Here is a 17,403-nt window from a genome sequence, read left to right as displayed (position 1 = left end):
GAGTATGATTCAAAGACGTTACACAAATGACCGCATGAGCCAAAGCGTGACCCACAAAGGTGTTGTTTACCTGTCTGGTCAAGTCGGCAATCCCGGCACTTCGGTTGCAGAACAGACCCGCGAATGTCTGGCGCGGATCGAAAAGCTGTTGCTGGAGGTTGGCTCTTCATCCGAACAGATGTTGCAGGCTGTGATTTGGTTGGATGACATGAAAGACTTCGCCGAGATGAATGAGGTCTGGGACAATTGGGTGCCGAAAGGCCATGCCCCCGCCCGAGCCACAGGTTCGGCCCATTTGGCCAGCCCTGACCTAAAGGTTGAGATCATCGTGACGGCGGCGTGCAGCGAATAACCCGGTTTTTCGGGGTGTAAAATGTTTAAAGATTGGGCGGCGGCAGGGTGCAAAAGTTTAAAGTTTTGCCCATGTGACCTGTAAAGAGTTTAAAGATTTCGGTTTTGAAACTTTAAAGAGTTTACAGTTTTTTCGCCGCTGCCCATCTCATCCGTTTCTGGCGTGTTATCGCCTATCACTGCAGGTTTGGGGTTAAATCAACCGCATAAAACGGGCAAACTGGCCCGGAAGTATGAGGTAGGATTTATGAACGTCATTCGTATGACCTTGGCCGCTGTTGCTGTGGTCGCAGCAGGGCCTGCATGGGCCGAAAAATTATCTCTTAATGAGATTTCAAAATATCTGAACGGGCTGAAAACCGCACAGGCGCAATTTACGCAGCTCAACGATGATGGGACGATTTCGACCGGCACGATTTACATCAAACGCCCGGGGCGCGCGCGGTTTGAGTATAACCCACCCCAAGACGCGCTTGTGGTGGTTGGCGGCTCGCAAGTTGCTATTTTTGATGGAAAATCTAACGCTGGCCCTACGCAATATCCGCTGAAGAAAACGCCACTTTCGGTGATTTTGGCGAAGAATGTGAATCTTGGTCAGGAACGGATGGTGGTGGGCCACAGCTATGATGGAACGTCGACGTCCGTGGTGGCGCAGGACCCGACACACCCGGAATATGGCAGCATCAAAATGATGTTCACATCAAACCCGACCGAGCTGCGCCAATGGGTGATCACGGACAATGCGGGTGGCGAAACAACGGTGATTTTGGGGGAATTGAAAACCGGCGGCGCATTGGGTTCTGGATTGTTTTCGATAAATGTCGAACTCAGAAAGCGCAACCGAGGGCAGTAGACCATATAAAAAAGGCCACCTTTTTAGGCGGCCTTTCTATGCATCACAGTTATTGATGTTCGGCTGCACCAGGCGATTCAGGTGATCCAAAATCAGACGATTAGCGTCGGCAACTTGCAAGTTGAGACCGATAAGTATTTGATCTTGAAGCGACTTCACTAGAAACGCGCATCAACCAGGACTTGCCTTTATAGGTGCCGCGAAGATAGCCGGTGCGCCCCTCATGATAGGCCAGATACTGTCCGCGCGCATCCGACAATGGGATTCCGGTGACGTCGCGGGTTCCATTCATATACCAACCCATAAAGTCGGTGGCATCTTTGATATCCGTGCGTTTGGCGCTGCGTCCGCCCTCGGCGCGTTGGTATTCTTTCCATGTGGCATCAAGGGCTTGGGCATACCCATAGGCCGAGCTTTGACGACCCATCGGTAAAACACCCAAAACATATTGCACAGGGGTGCGCGCGTCGGGGATAAATTTTGATTCCTGATGGATCACGGCCATTTGCACATGTACCGGAACCCCCCATTTTCGTTGGGTTTTTTTCATGGCCCGATAAATCTTGGGCCGCTGCTTAATGATGCTACAGGCATTGTCCAAGTTTCGCGGCGCCTTGGAGGATCCCCCCCCGCAAGACGCGACGAACATCAGAATAATGGCTGCGCGAAGAAACCTGCTCATGTGCCTCACTCGCATTGTTATACGTTATTGCGCTAATTATACCGGCTTTTGGCGCATTTGAAAATGTCGAACATGATCACATCTGCGCCGACGCGGGGTATGATTGGTTCCTTCAGTCAACGAGTGACAATTTGTTTCCTAGAAAATCACCCTGACTGCATGGACAAGCCTGAAACGAACAAGGTAGTAACAAGTTCTAAGGGCTGAAATCATGTTGAAGACACACGCAAAGTACCACCTTGGCCAAATTGTGCGCCACCGCAAACACCCTTTTCGGGGTGTGGTTTTTGACGTGGATGCTATGTTTTCGAACACTGAAGATTGGTACGAGGCTATTCCCGAGGAAAGTCGCCCATCTAAAGAACAGCCCTTTTACCACCTGCTCGCTGAAAATGACCAAAGCTACTACGTGGCCTATGTGTCCGAGCAAAACCTGATTGCGGATTATTCAGGCGAGCCGGTCAGCCACCCAGATTTGCCGGATCTGTTTGGTGAATTCGAAGATGGCCTGTACCCGCTGCATTTTCAGCTGAACTAAAAATCGTTTAAATTCAATTAGTAACCGATCGCGCATCCGTCCTTGCGTGGATCAGACCCGCCCATCAGCACGCCCCGATCATGGTCAATACGAATGGCCTGCGCACCACCAATCGGCCCTTCGGGGGTGTTCAATGTGTGACCGATTTCAGCGAGTCTCGCCAACACGCTGTCCTCATAGCCCTGTTCAACCTTCAACAGCCCCCCATCGGCAAAACTGCGGGGGGCGTCGATGGCGGTCTGGATATCCATGCCATAATCCACAAGATTGGTGAGAAAACGCGCATGCCCACAGGGTTGATAGGCGCCGCCCATCACACCAAACGGCAAAATCACTTTTCCACGTTCCCGAATCATCCCCGGAATGATGGTGTGCATCGGGCGCTTGCCCCCACCCGCTTCATTCGGATGACCCGGTGTCAGGTTAAATCCAGCGCCGCGGTTTTGAAACAGAATGCCAAACTTGTTTGAGGAAATCCCTGACCCAAAGGCGTGGAAAATCGAGTAAATCAACGACACCGACATGCGGTCGCGGTCAACAACGGTGATGTAGACAGTGTCTTTATGTACGGACTCGCTGATTTCCACAGGATTGACCATGGCGCGGGTCGGATGAATACGCGCGGCCAGCCGTTCGGCCGTTTCCGGCGATAACATATGGTCGAGCCGTTTGGTTGAATCGGGGTCAGCAATAAATCGGTTTCTCGCGTCATAGGCCAGCTTGGTGGCTTCGGCTTCAATATGGGCCCGCGCGGCGCCGTTTGGGCGAAGTTCAGGAAGATTAAAACATTCCAGCATCTTAGCCAATAGAATCGCCGTTGCTCCTTGTCCGTTTGGTGGATGCTCAACCAGCTCAATTCCTTTGTAATGGCCAGCGATGGGTTTGGTGTAGAAGCTTTCTGTCTCGGCGAAATCGCGTAAACTGTGGCATCCGCCCGCAGCCTGCAAGCTCGTGACCATATCTTCCGCGACGTCGCCCAGATAAAACCCGTCGCGCCCGGCAAGAGCAATGCGCCGCAAGACCTCTGCTTGTTTAGGCGCCCGAAACAAGTCCCCCGGTAATGGGGCTTGACCGTTGCGCAAGTAGTACCCCGTGGAAACGCCAGATAACACACCGGCTCGTGCCGCAATTTTCCAGTCAAACGCCGTGCGCGGTGCAACGGGTATTCCGTCCTCGGCATAGTGGATCGCCGGAGCCAAAATCTCCGCAAGGCTTAGCCGGCCCCAGTCTTTTGCCAAACGGCAAAAGGCATCTATGGCCCCGGGGGTGGTAACCGAAACGGCGTCATGCAGTGGCATTATTGAATGCCCCGAGGCGCGCAATCGGTCGGGATTCAATGCGGCGGGCGCACGACCTGACCCATTCAGAGCAATGACGTCTTCGGTTCCGGGCGGGGAGAGCAACACGAAGCAATCACCGCCAAGACCCGTCATTTGCGGTTCGCAAAACCCCAGCAAAACGGCGGCAGAAAGGGCGGCGTCCACGGCGTTCCCGCCAGATTTGAGAATTTCCAGAGCCGTTTGCGCGGCGAGCGGATGAGATGTGGCGCACATTCCATTGGTGGCAAATGCCGGGGAGCGGCCAGGAAGATGAAAGTTACGCATTGCCCACCTATTTGTTGTCAAATGAACATTAGGACAAGTTTTTGCAGGGGACAATTGTACAAGAGACTGCGGAGAGGTTTGGTGGAAGAGAAATTATCCCTGATGCCGCAAACTGGGTGGGGGCTGTTCAATACGGCATCAGGGCAAGCTTTACGCTACTCCCCTAACCTGACAATGATTTAGGGCCGTATCAGGGAGGAAGTTGGGCCATTTGGTGACGTAAGGTAAGGGAGGGATTGTAAGCCCGATGATGGGGGCTGGATGATGGGTATCTGTCAGTGCACAATGCATGGCTATTGATGATCTAGGACGTCGCCCGATCATGCTGAATTTTCATGCGTAGAAATAATCTAGTGAGGCTTATGTTCAACCGTTGAGATTGAAAATGTCAGGCGGTTTTGGTCTTCATCGCGGACATATTGCAGATCATTTGTCAGTTGTCTGATGAGGAACCATCCAAACCCGCCTTCAGGAAGATCATCTTGCATCGCGTCCAGATCATGTGGGTGTCCGTCTGGCAAGGTTTCAGCTGGCATGGGGAAACCGTCGTCCACAATTCTGAACCACAGCGCATTTTCACGCAGCCGGGCGTTGATTTCGATCATGCCTTGGGTGTCATCAGCATAGGCGTGTTCGACAACATTGTTCAGACATTCAGCGACGACAATCTCAACGACGGACAAAACCTCGCCCGGAAGCTCAAGATGTTTTAACCCATCCAAGACAGACCGAAGAGCTTTGCGTACAGCAAGATTGTCGCCGGGAAAGACAATGTGGATGCCGTTCCGATTGGCGGATGCCATCTCTGATATATGATTATGTGCTTCGCCCATAGATCCAGTGATCTCAGGATGCGTTGGCCAAACCGCCACCTAGGGCAGCTTGCATATTCGCGTGGATGGCGAAGACGGTGTCCATCCGGGTCAACCGAAACACTTTGGCAACGGTTGGTGACAAGCAAGCCAATTCAAGCTTTTTCCCGGCATCAACTTGTTTCATCGCGGCAACAACGGCACCAAGGCCACTGGAGTCGATAAAGTCGACAGTTGTCATGTCTAAGACCACGCGATCCGGGCCGGTATCGGTCAGTTCCCGCATGTTATCTTTAAAGCTAATGGCGATGGCCGCATCAATCCGGCTTTCGCCGATGGTGATAACACGGACGGCGTCGATATCTTCAAAACTCAGTTGCACAATGGTTCTCCTCGCAGCAATTTCCCCGGTTCCCACCCCGAAAACCGTTGAGTTTGCGGTGTTACGGTGGGTCACTTTGGAATGAGACTAGACGGCGATCGTTACCATTCGGTAAGCGGAAGGTAGAAAATTACAGATGATGGAGCCTGATATGAAGAACGTTGTGATTGCAGGTGCGGCACGCACGCCTATGGGTGGATTTCAAGGAACGTTTTCTGGTGTGACTGCGTCAGAACTCGGCGGGGCTGCGATCAAGGCGGCTTTGGACGATGCAGGCGCCAAGCCTTCGCAGATCGAAGAGCTGTTGATGGGCTGTGTATTGCCCGCAGGCCAAGGTCAGGCCCCGGCGCGTCAATCAGGGTTTGCAGCGGGTTTAGGCCAAGAGGTTCCCGCGACCACGCTGAACAAAATGTGTGGATCAGGCATGAAAACCACTATGGTTGCCTATGACCAAGTGGCGCTGGGCGGTGCGGATATCATGGTTGCCGGCGGCATGGAAAGCATGACGGAAGCGCCCTATCTCTTGCCCAAAATGCGCGGCGGTGCGCGGATTGGCCATGGCACCGTTGTGGATCACATGTTTCTGGATGGTCTGGAAGATGCCTATGACAAAGGCCGCCTGATGGGCGCTTTTGCCGAGGAATGCGCCGAGAAATTTCAGTTCACCCGCGAAGCCCAGGATGAATACGCGCTGAAATCTTTGTCCAACGCGCTTGAAGCCCAGAAAACGGGCGCGTTCGAAGGCGAGATTGCCGCCGTCACCATCAAGACCCGCAAAGGGGATGTTGTGGTTGGCGAAGATGAACAGCCCGGCAACGCCCGCCCGGAAAAAATCCCAAGCCTGAAGCCTGCGTTCAAAAAAGACGGCACCGTGACGGCGGCCAATGCGTCGTCCATCTCGGACGGGGCGGCCGCCTTGGTTGTTGCGTCGGAAGAGGCCGCTGAGGCCGCCGGTCTTAAGGTGCGCGCGCGCATTATGGGCCACGCCAGCCACGCCCAAGAACCCAATTGGTTCACCACGGCACCTGTGCCCGCGGCGCAAAAACTGCTCGACCGTTTGGGCTGGGCTGTGGATGACGTGGACCTGTGGGAGGTGAACGAGGCATTTGCCGTGGTTCCCATGGTGTTCATGCATGAAATGGGCATTGCGCGCGACAAGGTGAACGTAAATGGCGGCGCCTGCGCGCTGGGCCATCCGATTGGCGCCTCTGGTGCGCGGATCATCGTGACGCTGCTGAACGCGCTTGAAAAGCGTGGCTTGAAACGCGGCGTGGCGGCGATTTGCATTGGTGGTGGCGAAGGTACAGCCATTGCGATTGAACGCGCGTAACAATCGCGATTAAATAGGGGGAAGGGCGCGGATCACCTGCGCCCTTTTTCGTTTGGGGATGTCATGCGCGTCAATTACTTGGATCTATCAAAAACCATCGCGTCCCTGACCGAGGGCGAGACGGATGAGGTCGCTTTGATGGCCACCGTGACCTGCGAAGTGCATCATTCCGATGACCGCTTTCACTGGACCGGGTTTTACCGCGTCACCGAACCAGAGCTGTTGAAGATCGGCCCCTATCAGGGCGGGCATGGCTGTCTGAAAATTCCGTTTTCTCGGGGCGTTTGTGGGGCGGCCGCGCGCACGGGGGCGGTGCAATTGGTGGCGGATGTTGATGCCTTTCCCGGCCACATCGCCTGTGCCAGCTCCACCCGGTCTGAACTGGTTCTGCCGGTCAAGAACGCGACTGGACAGGTCATCGCTGTTTTTGACATCGACAGTGATTTGCCCGATGCGTTTACCCAAGAGGACGCAACCGAATTGACGCAAATTCTCGACACCACCTTCGCCCGCTGACCGCGCGCTCTTTTTCTTGCCAAAAATACCTCGGGGGTCGAGGGTAATTTTGAAAAGCCTGGGGGGCTTTTCGCGCGAGGGGCAGCGCACCTTGCCGAGAGAGATGTGTCCGGTGAATGGGCTTTTGATATAACCGGTTGTTATTAAACGGTTTTGCAGATTTCTTGCATTCTTCGTGAAAAAAGACGTGAAAATTTCATGAATTAGTTCATGATCAACCTGTCATAAGACCGAATCTGGTCAGCAGGGAGAGCCAAGCGTGCTGCAAATAGACCCGACAAAATCCCAAAGCCTAGGGGCAGACCTTCGTGCGTTGCGTAAGTCCCGCGGGTTGACTTTGTCTGATCTCGCCGAGGCGCTGGGCCGGTCCGTTGGCTGGTTAAGCCAGGTCGAGCGTGACATGTCAGAACCGTCGATTTCCGATCTGCGCGCCATTGCAAAAGCGCTGGATGTGCCAATGTCGCTGTTGTTTGCCCATTCCTCAGCCCCCGTCGAAGAAAACGGTTTTGTGGTGCGTTCTGGCGCGCGCCGACCAATGGGATCGGGGGAAGAAGGGTTACGAGAAGAGCTTCTATCGCCTGATCTTACCGATGATTTTGAAATGGTGCATTCCACGTTTGCGCCACGCTCCAGAATGGAAAGACCCGCCGATCGGCCCACACAAGAGGTCGGGTATCTGGTGTCGGGAAAGCTGGATCTGATCATCAACGGGCGGGCATTTACCGTGGGCCCGGGCGACAGCTTTCGCATCAAATACGCCGTTTATGAATGGGCCAACCCCTACGATGAACCCGCGGTGGCCATCTGGGTTATCGCCCCTCCAGTTTATTAAGGATAACAGCATGTTGCGTGGAAGTTGCCTGTGCAAAAGGATCACGTTTGAAACGGATGCGACCCCCAAAGGGGTCTCGATGTGCCATTGCGGTCAGTGCCGTAAACAATCAGGCGGCATCTGGTCGTCTGCCTTTGTCGCTGAAACAGATCTGACCGTAACTGGCCCGGTCGCGTGGTACGAGGCCAGCCCCATTGCCAAGCGCGGCAGTTGCCCCACATGCGGATCCTTCCTGTTTTGGAAAGCACATGCTGAGGACACAATCAGCTTCTCTCTGGGGGCCATCGACGGGCCCACGGGCTTGACGCTCGAAAAACATATCTTTGTGGCTGACAAGGGCGATTACTATCAAATCGCCGACGGCCTTCCGCAAAAGGAGCAATAGTATGATCGAAACGCTACTGAATATGGACCCTTGGCTGATCACCACCTTTGTCGGCGCATCAGTTGTCCTTTATCTGACCCCCGGTGCCGACATGATGTTTGTCATCGCCTCGGGCGTAAAAGGTGGACCGAAAGCGGGCGTTGCAGCCACCGCTGGCATCATTCTGGGGGTGCTGTGCCATGTGACGTTGGCGGCGGCAGGACTGGCGGTGTTGATCGCATCGACGCCGGTTGCGCTGGATGTGATCCGTTATGCGGGGGCGGCTTACCTGGCGTGGCTTGCCTGGCATTCCTGGCGCGCCGAAAGCCGAACCGACGAACGTGAAGGGCGCGCAGACCTGTGGCGCGCGTTTCGGCGCGGTTTTTTGACCAACATCCTGAACGCCAAAGTCATCCTGTTTATCCTTGCATTCCTGCCGCAGTTCATTCGGCCAGAGGTTGGACCAGAATGGCACCAAATTGTCCTTCTTGGGGGATTGCTGGCGTTTGGCGGCTTCATCTCGGATGCTTTGATTGGCACCTTTGCCGGTTTGGCTGCCGACCGTGTGCGTCGGTCTACACACATTATGAATAAGGTCGCAGCCGTGATTTTTGGCGCTCTTGCCGCGCGTCTGGCCTGGAATTGAACACCTAAACTGAACATCTACTCACTGGGAGCCCCAAATGTCTGATTTCCCCACCAAAGCCCGCGTTGTCATTATTGGCGGCGGCGTTATTGGCACCTCAACGCTGTATCATCTGGCCAAGAAAGGCTGGACCGATTGTGTTCTGCTTGAAAAGAACGAACTGACCGCAGGGTCGACATGGCATGCGGCCGGGAATGTGCCGACCTTTTCGACCTCTTGGGCGATCATGAACATGCAACGCTATTCAACCGAGCTTTATGCGCGTTTGGGTGAAGAGGTTGATTACCCGATGAATTACCACCAGTCGGGTTCGATCCGTCTGGCCCACACCAAAGAGCGTATGCAGGAATTTGAGCGTGCCAAATCCATGGGGCATTATCAGGGCATCGAGATGGAGATGTGGACGCCGGAAGAGACCAAAGAACATTACCCGTTCCTTGAAACCCATGATCTGGAAGGGGTGTTGTATGACCCTACAGATGGCGATATCGACCCCGCGCAGCTGACCCAGGCTCTCGCGAAAGGCGCACGCGACATGGGTCAAAAGATCATCCGCTTTTGCCCCGCCACCGGCGTGACCCAACATGAGGATGGCACATGGACGGTGCACACCGAAAAGGGTGACATCGCCTGTGAGAAAGTGGTCAATGCCGCTGGATATTATGCGCAGCGCGTGGGCGAATGGTTCAAACCCTACGGCGGTCGCAGCGTGCCGATGATGGTGATGAGCCACCAATATTTGCTGACGGATGAAATCCCCGAAGTTGAGGCCTGGTCCAAGGCAAATGGCGGCAAAAAACTGCCTTTGATCCGCGATGTGGATGTCTCTTATTACCTGCGTCAGGAAAAACACGGCTATAACCTTGGGCCCTATGAACCCAACTGTAAGGCGCATTGGGAAGACGACGCAGACCCGATGCCAGAGGATTTCAGCTTCCAGCTTTGGAATGACGACCTTGACCGGATCGAAGAGATCGTGACTGACGCGATGGAACGGGTGCCGCTGATGCAAACCTCGGGTGTGTCGCGTGTGATCAACGGGCCGATTCCCTATGCGCCGGATGGTCTGCCGCTGATCGGCCCAATGCCCGGCGTGAAAAACGCCTTTGAGGCCTGCGTCTTTACCTTTGGTATTGCTCAGGGTGGTGGCGCCGGCAAGGTGATGGCCGAGTGGATTGTCGATGGGGCCACCGAATGGGACATGTGGGCCGTCGATCCGCGCCGCTATACCGATTACACCGATCACGATTATTGCGTGCAAAAAGGCATGGAAACCTATGGCAACGAATATGCCATGCATTTCCCGCATCACGAATGGCCCGCCGGGCGCGGCAAGAAACTGTCGCCGGCCCATGATGCCGTGATCGCCAAAGGTGGCGTAATGGGTGCCTATAATGGATGGGAGCGCGCCAATTGGTTCGCCAAAGACGGCGATGATACATCGCTTGAGGCCACCCACACCTGGGGCCGCTCTGGTCCGTGGCAGGTGCGTGTTCAGGAAGAATGCGAAGCGGTGCGTGACGGTGTTGGCGTGCTGGATTTGCCGGGGTTCACGCGGTTCAATCTGGAAGGCGAGGGTGCCGCGGAATATCTGCGCGGAAAAGTCACCGGGGGTCTGCCCAAAGCGGGTCGGATGAACCTTGTGTATTTCGCTGATGATCGCGGCCGGATCCTGACCGAAATGTCCTGTATGCGTCACGCCGAGGATCATTTCACCATGATCACCGCGGCGGCGGCACAATGGCATGATTTCGAAGTGCTGAAAAAGGATCTGCCCGCGGGGATTTCCCTGACCGACCACTCCACCGAATTTGGCACCATGATCGTGACCGGCCCCAAAACGCGTGCCTTGTTTGAAAGCTTGGGCACCGAGGCTGATTTGTCGACCGGGTGGTTGACCCATCAGGACGCCACCGTGGCCGGCACCCCCTGCCGTCTGGTCCGTGTCAGCTTTGCCGGCGAATTGGGCTGGGAGGTGCATTGCACCAATGCCAACCAACCCGCGCTTTATGACGCGATCACCAAAGCGGGCGCCGTGCCGTTTGGCATGTATGCGCTGGATTCGCTGCGTCTTGAAAAAGGATACCGCACCTGGAAAGGCGAATTGTCCACCGATTATTCGGTGCTTGAGGGGGGGCTTGAGCGTTTTGTCAAACTTGATAAACCGCAGGATTTCCCAGGCAAAGCCGCCCTTTTGGTCGAAAAACAGCGGGGCATTGCCAAGCGTTTTGTGACCATGGTCGTGGATGCCGGCGACTGTGATGCGCCTTATATGTCCTGCGTTTCACATGGCGGCGAGGTTGTTGGGGAAACCACGTCTGGTGGCTGGGGCTATCGCGTGAACAAGTCGATCGCCTATGGCATGATCCGGTCGGATCTGGCGGTGCCGGGTACCGAAGTGTCCATCGACATCTACGGCGAAAGCTTCCGTGCGGTGGTGCAGGAAGATCAGCCGCTTTGGGATCCGGAAAACGCCCGTATCCGGGCTTGATAAAACGGCCCCTTCCGCGTGAATGTATGTGGAAGGGGCGCTCCATCAGGAGGTTTGTACATGTCTGATCCAGCAAAAAATACACCTGTAACGGTCGATCTGTATGTCGCTGAAGGATTTGTTCTGACAGAGTTTTCTGCCGTTGTGGAAATCCTGCGCATCGCCAATCGTGTCACGGCTCGAAGGGTGTTTGATTGGGCGTTTCGCTCGAAATCCGGGGGCCCAATTGGATGCCGGTCCGAAGCGATGGTTGCGACAAGTCCGATCCCCGAACGCCCCAAAGCCGACTATCTTTTTGTCTTGGGGAATTCCAATCCAGAGCACCCAGAGTTATCGGTAAAACCAATTGCTTCCGCCTATATGTGGCATGGGGCAAAGGTGGTGTTGCTGTCCGAAGCAGCCAGTCGGTTTATTGCGGAAAGCGGTGAACAAGGGCCGGGTCATACGACGCATTGGGAAAATCGTGCGGTTTTGAACGAACGCGGCACGCCGGGCGCAGGGTCTTATGCTTTGGCGGTGGATGACGGTCGGATCACGACCAGCGCTGGCATGGCGGCCACCTATGATCTGATGTTGTCCTTGCTGGGTGCGCATATTTCGGCGGCGTCTGTTGCGACAGTTGGCGACATTATGCTTCATGAAAACATCCGCGCGTTGTCCAGCTTGCAACCTTTTGGTGGCAAAGAACTGTCCGTGACGGGCAACCGGGCGTTGGATCAATGCATTGAATTGATGCAGGCCAACCTGGAAGAACCGCTGCTGATTTCCGAATTGGTCGGGTTTCTTGGAATTTCCGAACGCTCGCTTGAGCGTCATTTCCGGTCGCATTTTGATGTGACCCCAAATGGGTACTATCGCGAGCTGCGCCTGAACCAAGCCAACACGTTGCTGTTAAGAACCAAGCTTAGCGTGCGGGATGTTGGTCTGGCGTGCGGTTTTCCAAATGGGTTTTCGTCACTGTTCCGCCGTCATTTCGGGGTCACGCCAACGGATCTGCGCAAGCATGATAAGAACCAGATCGGTCGGCGATGTGTGAAACACGCCAATTATGGCGATTATGATACATCTCTGCGCGCGATGCCATGCGAATGAAAGAGTCAAAACCAGAGCAAATCCAACAAGGAGTATGATGATGAGCCTTCCTAAGCGCGCGCGTGTGGTCATCATTGGTGGCGGTGTCATCGGCTGTTCCGTGGCCTATCACCTGACGAAAAAAGGCTGGAACGATGTTGTGTTGCTGGAACGCAAACAACTGACATCCGGCACGACTTGGCATGCGGCTGGGCTGATTGCGCAATTGCGCGCCACCGCCAATATGACCAAGCTCGCGAAATACTCTCAAGAACTCTACGGCGCGCTTGAGGAAGAAACCGGGGTTGCCACCGGGTTTAAACGCTGTGGGTCGATCACCGTGGCGCTGACCGAAGAGCGTCGCGAAGAGATTTACCGTCAGGCGGCGATGGCCCGCGCGTTTGGGGTGGAGGTCGAAGAGATTTCCAACGAACGCGTGCAAGAGCTTTACCCGCATATCAACCTTGAAGGCGTGGTCGGTGCCGTGCATCTGCCGCTCGACGGACAGGGCGATCCGGCCAATATTGCGCTGGCTTTGGCCAAAGGCGCGCGCCAACGTGGCGGCATCGTCAAAGAGCGCATCAAAGTCACCGAAATCGTCAAAGAGGGTCGCAAGGTCACGGGTGTGGATTGGGTGGCGGATGATGGGTCCGACAGTGGTCATATCGAATGTGACATGGTGGTGAACTGCGCCGGTATGTGGGGGCACGAAGTTGGCCGCATGGCGGGGGTGAATGTGCCGCTGCATGCCTGTGAGCATTTCTATATCGTGACCGAGGCCATCGAAGGGCTGAAGCAATTGCCGGTGCTGCGCGTACCGGACGAATGCGCCTATTACAAAGAAGATGCGGGCAAGATGTTGCTCGGTGCGTTTGAACCCAACGCAAAACCCTGGGCGATGAAGGGCATCCCCGACACGTTTGAATTTGATCAGCTGCCCGAAGATTTTGACCACTTTGAACCGATCTTGGAACAAGCCTGTGACCGGATGCCGATGTTGGCAGAGGCGGGCATCCATACGTTCTTTAATGGGCCGGAAAGCTTCACGCCGGATGATGCCTATCATCTGGGGCTTGCGCCTGAAATGGACAATGTCTGGGTCGCGGCGGGCTTTAACTCGATCGGCATTCAATCTGCGGGCGGCGCGGGCATGGCCTTGGCCGAATGGATGGACAGCGGGGAAAAACCGTTTGATCTGGGGGATGTTGACGTATCCCGGATGCAACCGTTTCAGGGCAACAAGGAATATCTCTTTCAGCGGTCGAAAGAAACGCTGGGCCTGCTTTATGCCGACCACTACCCCTATCGCCAAAAGGCCACCGCACGGGGCGTGCGGCGCACACCGTTCCACCATCACCTGCTGGAACAAGGGGCGGTCATGGGGGAAATCGCTGGTTGGGAGCGCGCCAACTGGTTTGCCAATGAAGGCCAGGAACGGGACTATCACTATACGTGGAAGCGCCAGAACTGGTTTGAAAACTCAGCCGCAGAACATCGCGCGGTGCGGGAAAATGTTGGCATGTATGACATGTCGTCTTTTGGGAAAATCCGTGTTGAAGGCCCGGACGCCGAGGCGTTTTTGAACTATGTGGGTGGCGGCGATTATTCCGTGCCCAACGGCAAGATCGTCTATACGCAATTTCTCAACCGGACAGGTGGGATTGAGGCGGATGTGACCGTGACCCGGCTGTCTGAGACCGCATATCTGGTGGTGACCCCGGCGGCGACCCGTTTGGCGGATCAAACGTGGATGATGCGACATAAGGGCGCGTTCAACGTGGTGATCACCGATGTGACCGCGGGCGAAGGTGTGCTGGCGATCATGGGTCCAAATGCGCGTGCGCTGCTTGAAAAAGTGTCGCCCAATGATTTCTCAAATGCGACCAATCCGTTTGGCACCGCGCAAGAGATCGAGTTGGGCATGGGCCTCGCCCGCGCGCACCGCGTCACCTATGTGGGTGAGCTCGGATGGGAGATCTATGCCAGCACCGACATGGCGGGCCATGTGTTTGAGACGCTGCACGAAGCAGGGCAGGACATGGGGTTAAAGCTTTGCGGCATGCATATGATGGACAGCTGTCGGATCGAAAAAGGCTATCGCCATTTTGGCCATGACATCACCTGCGAAGATCACGTTGTGGATGCCGGGCTGGGCTTTGCCGTCAAAGTCGACAAAGGTTGTGATTTCATCGGTCGCGAGGCGGTGATTGCCCGCAAAGAAACGGGTCCCAAGATGCGCATGGTTCAGTTTAAGCTGACCGATGCGGAACCGCTGCTCTTTCACAATGAACCGATCATCCGGGACGGCGAATATGTGGGGTATCTGTCGTCGGGCAACTATGGTCACACGTTGGGCGCGGCCGTCGGTCTGGGCTATGTGCCTTGCGAGGGTGAGAAACCCGCGGATGTTCTGGCCTCATCCTATGAAATTGACGTGTGCGGCGTGAAGGTAAAGGCCGAAGCATCGTTGAAACCCATGTATGATCCGAAGTCAGAACGGGTGAAGGTTTGACCCCAAAAGGGGTGCTTCAAACGCGAGCTATATATAGTGTGAGCTAAACATAAAGTCGGCGCATCCCATCCGGGGTGCGCCTTTTTCATCCGCGCCGCAATCGACCCGCGATCACATGGGCCAGCAGCCAGGTCGATTTCAGCACGCCAAACCCTTCGACCTGATGAAACAACCGCCAGGTCGCGGCGAGGGCTTTGACCTTATTGGACGAGAGTGAATCGCTGCGCACTGTGTAATCCATCAGCGGTTCTTGCAGCCCATGCGCCATGGGTATCTGATCCAAAATACGCAGCCACAATCCAAAGTCCTGCCGCATCCGCACGTCGGGCATTTCCACCAGCCCCAATTGCGCACGGTCATAGATGGCGGTCGAGCAGGCAATCAGGTTGCCGCGCAGCAGGGTCTTGCGATCCACGGTGGCTGGTAAGGCTACGTGACGAGTTTCGCTTTCAAAATGGCGCATAAACTCGGTATAGCTGAGCGCGGCGCCGGTTTGGGCCATAAAGGCAAGTTGCCGAGACAGCTTTTCAGGGCGCCATTTATCATCCGCATCCAAAAAGGCCATATAGCGCCCGGTTGCTGCCTGAAGGGCGCGGTTGCGGGCCTTTGCCGCCCCACCGTTTTGCGCGGCCTGTACGATCTTGATCCGTGGGTCTTGTCGCGCCAATTCCTGCGCCAACGGAAGGGTCCCATCTTGTGATGCATCATCAGACAAGATCAGCTCCCAATCGGTAAAGCTTTGCGCCTGAACCGAGGCCACCGTGTCACGCAGAAAGGCTTCGGCGTTATAGGTGGGGATGATCACGCTTACGGTGGGGGTCTGTGTCATGTTGGGTTCCGAAAAGTTCCACACCGAAATAGCCTATTCCCAGCCGCGCGACCAGTGCGGGACCGGCGCCAAAAACTGATGACATATATATGTGTGGCGGCTGGGGGAGGGGGCGTGGAAAACAAGGATCGGGTCTCATCAAAGATCGTGATGAACCGTCGCACATTTATCCCATCGCGTGCGGGCAATTGATTTGCCATACATGTTCAGTAAGGAGCGCGCTATGACCCAAAAACCCGACAACATCGACACCCCCCAAGGATTGGCATTTGTGATCGCCGCCTATTTTCTGTGGGGGTTCCTGCCGCTTTATATGAAAGCCTTGTCCCATGTTCCCGCCGCCGAGGTGGTGGCGCACCGGGTGGTATGGTCCGTGCCGGTCGCCGCTTTGGTGTTGATTGCGCTGAAGCGCACCAAAGAACTGCGCGAGGCGCTGGGCAATCCGCGGATGCTGGCGCAGGCGGGCCTGACCGCTGCGCTGATCTCGGTCAACTGGGGCATCTATATCTGGGCCATCGGCAATGGTCAGGCGCTTGAGGCCGCATTGGGCTATTACATCAACCCGCTCTTCTCAATTGCGTTGGGGGCGGTGTTGCTGGGCGAGCGTTTGAACCGCACCCAGATGCTTGCAATCGGATTTGCCGCCGCCGCCGTGGTCATCCTGACCTTTGACGCCGGGCGCCTTCCACTGGTTGCGCTGGCGTTGATGTTCACCTGGGGCTTTTACGCGTACTTCAAAAAGTCACTGCCCATCGGCCCCAATCAGGGGTTCCTGCTAGAGGTCCTGATCCTGTCGCCATTTGCCTTGGCCTATATGGTGTATCTGTCTGTCACTGGGCAGGCTGTCTTTCTGACAATGCCGGGCACCACCGTCTTGTTGCTTTGCGCGGGTGTGGTCACCTCGGTTCCCCTCATGCTCTATGCAAATGGGGCGAAGGGCGTGCGGATGAGCACGGTGGGCATCTTACAGTATATCGCCCCCTCGATGATCTTCTTGATTGCGGTCTTCGTCTTTAACGAACCGTTCGGCGGAATGCGCGTTTACGCCTTTCCTCTGATCTGGCTGGCACTGGTGATCTACACCTTCCCAATGTTGCGTGCCTGGAAGCGTGCATAAGACATGAAAAAGCCCCGCCTAAGTGATTTGGGCGGGGCTTTGTCGACTCCACGATAGAATCTTGACGAGATTCTCTACGGTCGCAGGTTTTTCGGTCGAATCTCATGACAGATTCCCGAAAAATGAATCACCCGGAACTTTATTTTGGAAAAATCAGGGGTGAATCGGATGCTGACTCGCCCAAATTTCGGGTTCTCCTGCATGAATCAAACGATGAAACCCCGAGAGTCGGGGGCAAAGCACATCCTATGGGGGCATTTTGACGGCGCTAAGGTCGTCTTTCCAAATTGATAGGCGAAATTAGGCAATGTTTAACCATCGCAAATCATTGATATTATGTGATTTTTTAAAAACATCGCAAAAATCTGTATTTTTGAGAAAAAAGGGGTTGCGGGTAGTGGGTGATAACCTTAGAACCCACTTCACCGGCGGCGCTGAGGCGCACAACGGGACGCCAGACGGCGCGGACGACA

17 protein-coding genes are annotated in these 17,403 nt (G+C 55.3%); 12 read left to right on the top strand and 5 right to left on the bottom strand.

The window, feature by feature from the left end; translation table 11 throughout:
- The first annotated feature begins 4 nt into the window (after nt 1-4).
- Both KKW20_RS11245 and KKW20_RS11240 read left to right on the top strand, forming a co-directional pair.
- Nucleotides 5-352: a RidA family protein gene (locus tag KKW20_RS11245; RefSeq protein ID WP_214567991.1), complete on the top strand. Its 348-nt coding sequence runs from the start codon at nt 5-7 to the stop codon at nt 350-352.
- Between the two features lie 246 nt (nt 353-598).
- Nucleotides 599-1,204, top strand: a complete 606-nt coding sequence (locus tag KKW20_RS11240; protein WP_214567990.1) for a LolA family protein — start codon at nt 599-601, stop codon at nt 1,202-1,204.
- 100 nt (nt 1,205-1,304) lie between these two features.
- Here KKW20_RS11240 and KKW20_RS11235 read toward each other — a convergent pair whose 3' ends face one another.
- Nucleotides 1,305-1,886 carry a transglycosylase SLT domain-containing protein gene (locus tag KKW20_RS11235; RefSeq protein ID WP_214567989.1) on the bottom strand — a complete coding sequence of 194 codons (582 nt, stop codon included), beginning with the start codon at nt 1,884-1,886 and terminating at the stop codon, nt 1,305-1,307.
- A gap of 211 nt (nt 1,887-2,097) precedes the next feature.
- Here KKW20_RS11235 and hspQ point away from each other — a divergent pair, with 211 nt between their 5' ends.
- Nucleotides 2,098-2,424 carry a heat shock protein HspQ gene (gene hspQ, locus KKW20_RS11230; protein WP_214567988.1) on the top strand — a complete coding sequence of 109 codons (327 nt, stop codon included), beginning with the start codon at nt 2,098-2,100 and terminating at the stop codon, nt 2,422-2,424.
- Between the two features lie 17 nt (nt 2,425-2,441).
- Here hspQ and KKW20_RS11225 read toward each other — a convergent pair whose 3' ends face one another.
- The 3 genes from KKW20_RS11225 to KKW20_RS11215 form a co-directional block, all read right to left on the bottom strand.
- Nucleotides 2,442-4,028, bottom strand: coding sequence for a gamma-glutamyltransferase family protein (locus KKW20_RS11225; protein ID WP_214567987.1), 1,587 nt, complete (start codon nt 4,026-4,028; stop codon nt 2,442-2,444).
- A 350-nt stretch (nt 4,029-4,378) separates the two neighbouring features.
- Nucleotides 4,379-4,831 carry an ATP-binding protein gene (locus KKW20_RS11220; RefSeq protein WP_214567986.1) on the bottom strand — a complete coding sequence of 151 codons (453 nt, stop codon included), beginning with the start codon at nt 4,829-4,831 and terminating at the stop codon, nt 4,379-4,381.
- Nucleotides 4,832-4,874: 43 nt separating this feature from the next.
- On the bottom strand, nt 4,875-5,222 hold the full coding sequence (locus KKW20_RS11215) for an STAS domain-containing protein (protein WP_214567985.1): 348 nt from the start codon (nt 5,220-5,222) through the stop codon (nt 4,875-4,877).
- 151 nt (nt 5,223-5,373) lie between these two features.
- Between KKW20_RS11215 and KKW20_RS11210 the strand changes: the two genes are divergently transcribed.
- The 8 genes from KKW20_RS11210 (at nt 5,374) to KKW20_RS11175 (ending at nt 14,984) form a co-directional block, all read left to right on the top strand.
- Nucleotides 5,374-6,552 (top strand): acetyl-CoA C-acyltransferase, encoded by a 1,179-nt coding sequence (locus KKW20_RS11210; RefSeq protein WP_214567984.1) that lies wholly within the window; start codon nt 5,374-5,376, stop codon nt 6,550-6,552.
- A gap of 63 nt (nt 6,553-6,615) precedes the next feature.
- Nucleotides 6,616-7,068, top strand: a complete 453-nt coding sequence (locus tag KKW20_RS11205) for a GAF domain-containing protein (RefSeq protein ID WP_214567983.1) — start codon at nt 6,616-6,618, stop codon at nt 7,066-7,068.
- Between the two features lie 262 nt (nt 7,069-7,330).
- Entirely contained in the window at nt 7,331-7,900 is a 570-nt protein-coding gene (locus KKW20_RS11200) for a helix-turn-helix domain-containing protein (protein WP_214568233.1), read from the top strand.
- A gap of 10 nt (nt 7,901-7,910) precedes the next feature.
- Nucleotides 7,911-8,285, top strand: coding sequence for a GFA family protein (locus tag KKW20_RS11195; protein ID WP_214567982.1), 375 nt, complete (start codon nt 7,911-7,913; stop codon nt 8,283-8,285).
- Nucleotide 8,286: 1 nt separating this feature from the next.
- Nucleotides 8,287-8,910 carry a LysE family translocator gene (locus KKW20_RS11190; protein ID WP_214567981.1) on the top strand — a complete coding sequence of 208 codons (624 nt, stop codon included), beginning with the start codon at nt 8,287-8,289 and terminating at the stop codon, nt 8,908-8,910.
- A gap of 37 nt (nt 8,911-8,947) precedes the next feature.
- Nucleotides 8,948-11,401 (top strand): GcvT family protein, encoded by a 2,454-nt coding sequence (locus KKW20_RS11185; RefSeq protein ID WP_214567980.1) that lies wholly within the window; start codon nt 8,948-8,950, stop codon nt 11,399-11,401.
- Nucleotides 11,402-11,461: 60 nt separating this feature from the next.
- Nucleotides 11,462-12,493, top strand: coding sequence for a GlxA family transcriptional regulator (locus tag KKW20_RS11180; RefSeq protein WP_214567979.1), 1,032 nt, complete (start codon nt 11,462-11,464; stop codon nt 12,491-12,493).
- Between the two features lie 37 nt (nt 12,494-12,530).
- Entirely contained in the window at nt 12,531-14,984 is a 2,454-nt protein-coding gene (locus KKW20_RS11175; RefSeq protein ID WP_214567978.1) for a GcvT family protein, read from the top strand.
- An 85-nt stretch (nt 14,985-15,069) separates the two neighbouring features.
- Here KKW20_RS11175 and KKW20_RS11170 read toward each other — a convergent pair whose 3' ends face one another.
- A complete protein-coding gene (locus KKW20_RS11170; RefSeq protein WP_214567977.1) occupies nt 15,070-15,813 on the bottom strand; it encodes a glycosyltransferase family 2 protein in 744 nt (247 codons plus the stop codon).
- A 223-nt stretch (nt 15,814-16,036) separates the two neighbouring features.
- Here KKW20_RS11170 and rarD point away from each other — a divergent pair, with 223 nt between their 5' ends.
- On the top strand, nt 16,037-16,930 hold the full coding sequence (gene rarD, locus KKW20_RS11165) for an EamA family transporter RarD (protein ID WP_214567976.1): 894 nt from the start codon (nt 16,037-16,039) through the stop codon (nt 16,928-16,930).
- Nucleotides 16,931-17,403 lie beyond the last annotated feature (473 nt).

It is taken from the genome of Aliiroseovarius lamellibrachiae (assembly GCF_018599245.1).
GTDB classification, from domain to species: Bacteria; Pseudomonadota; Alphaproteobacteria; order Rhodobacterales; family Rhodobacteraceae; genus Aliiroseovarius; species Aliiroseovarius lamellibrachiae.
The sequence above is the reverse complement of the archived record's forward strand: the minus strand, read 5'-3'. Positions and strand labels throughout refer to the sequence as shown.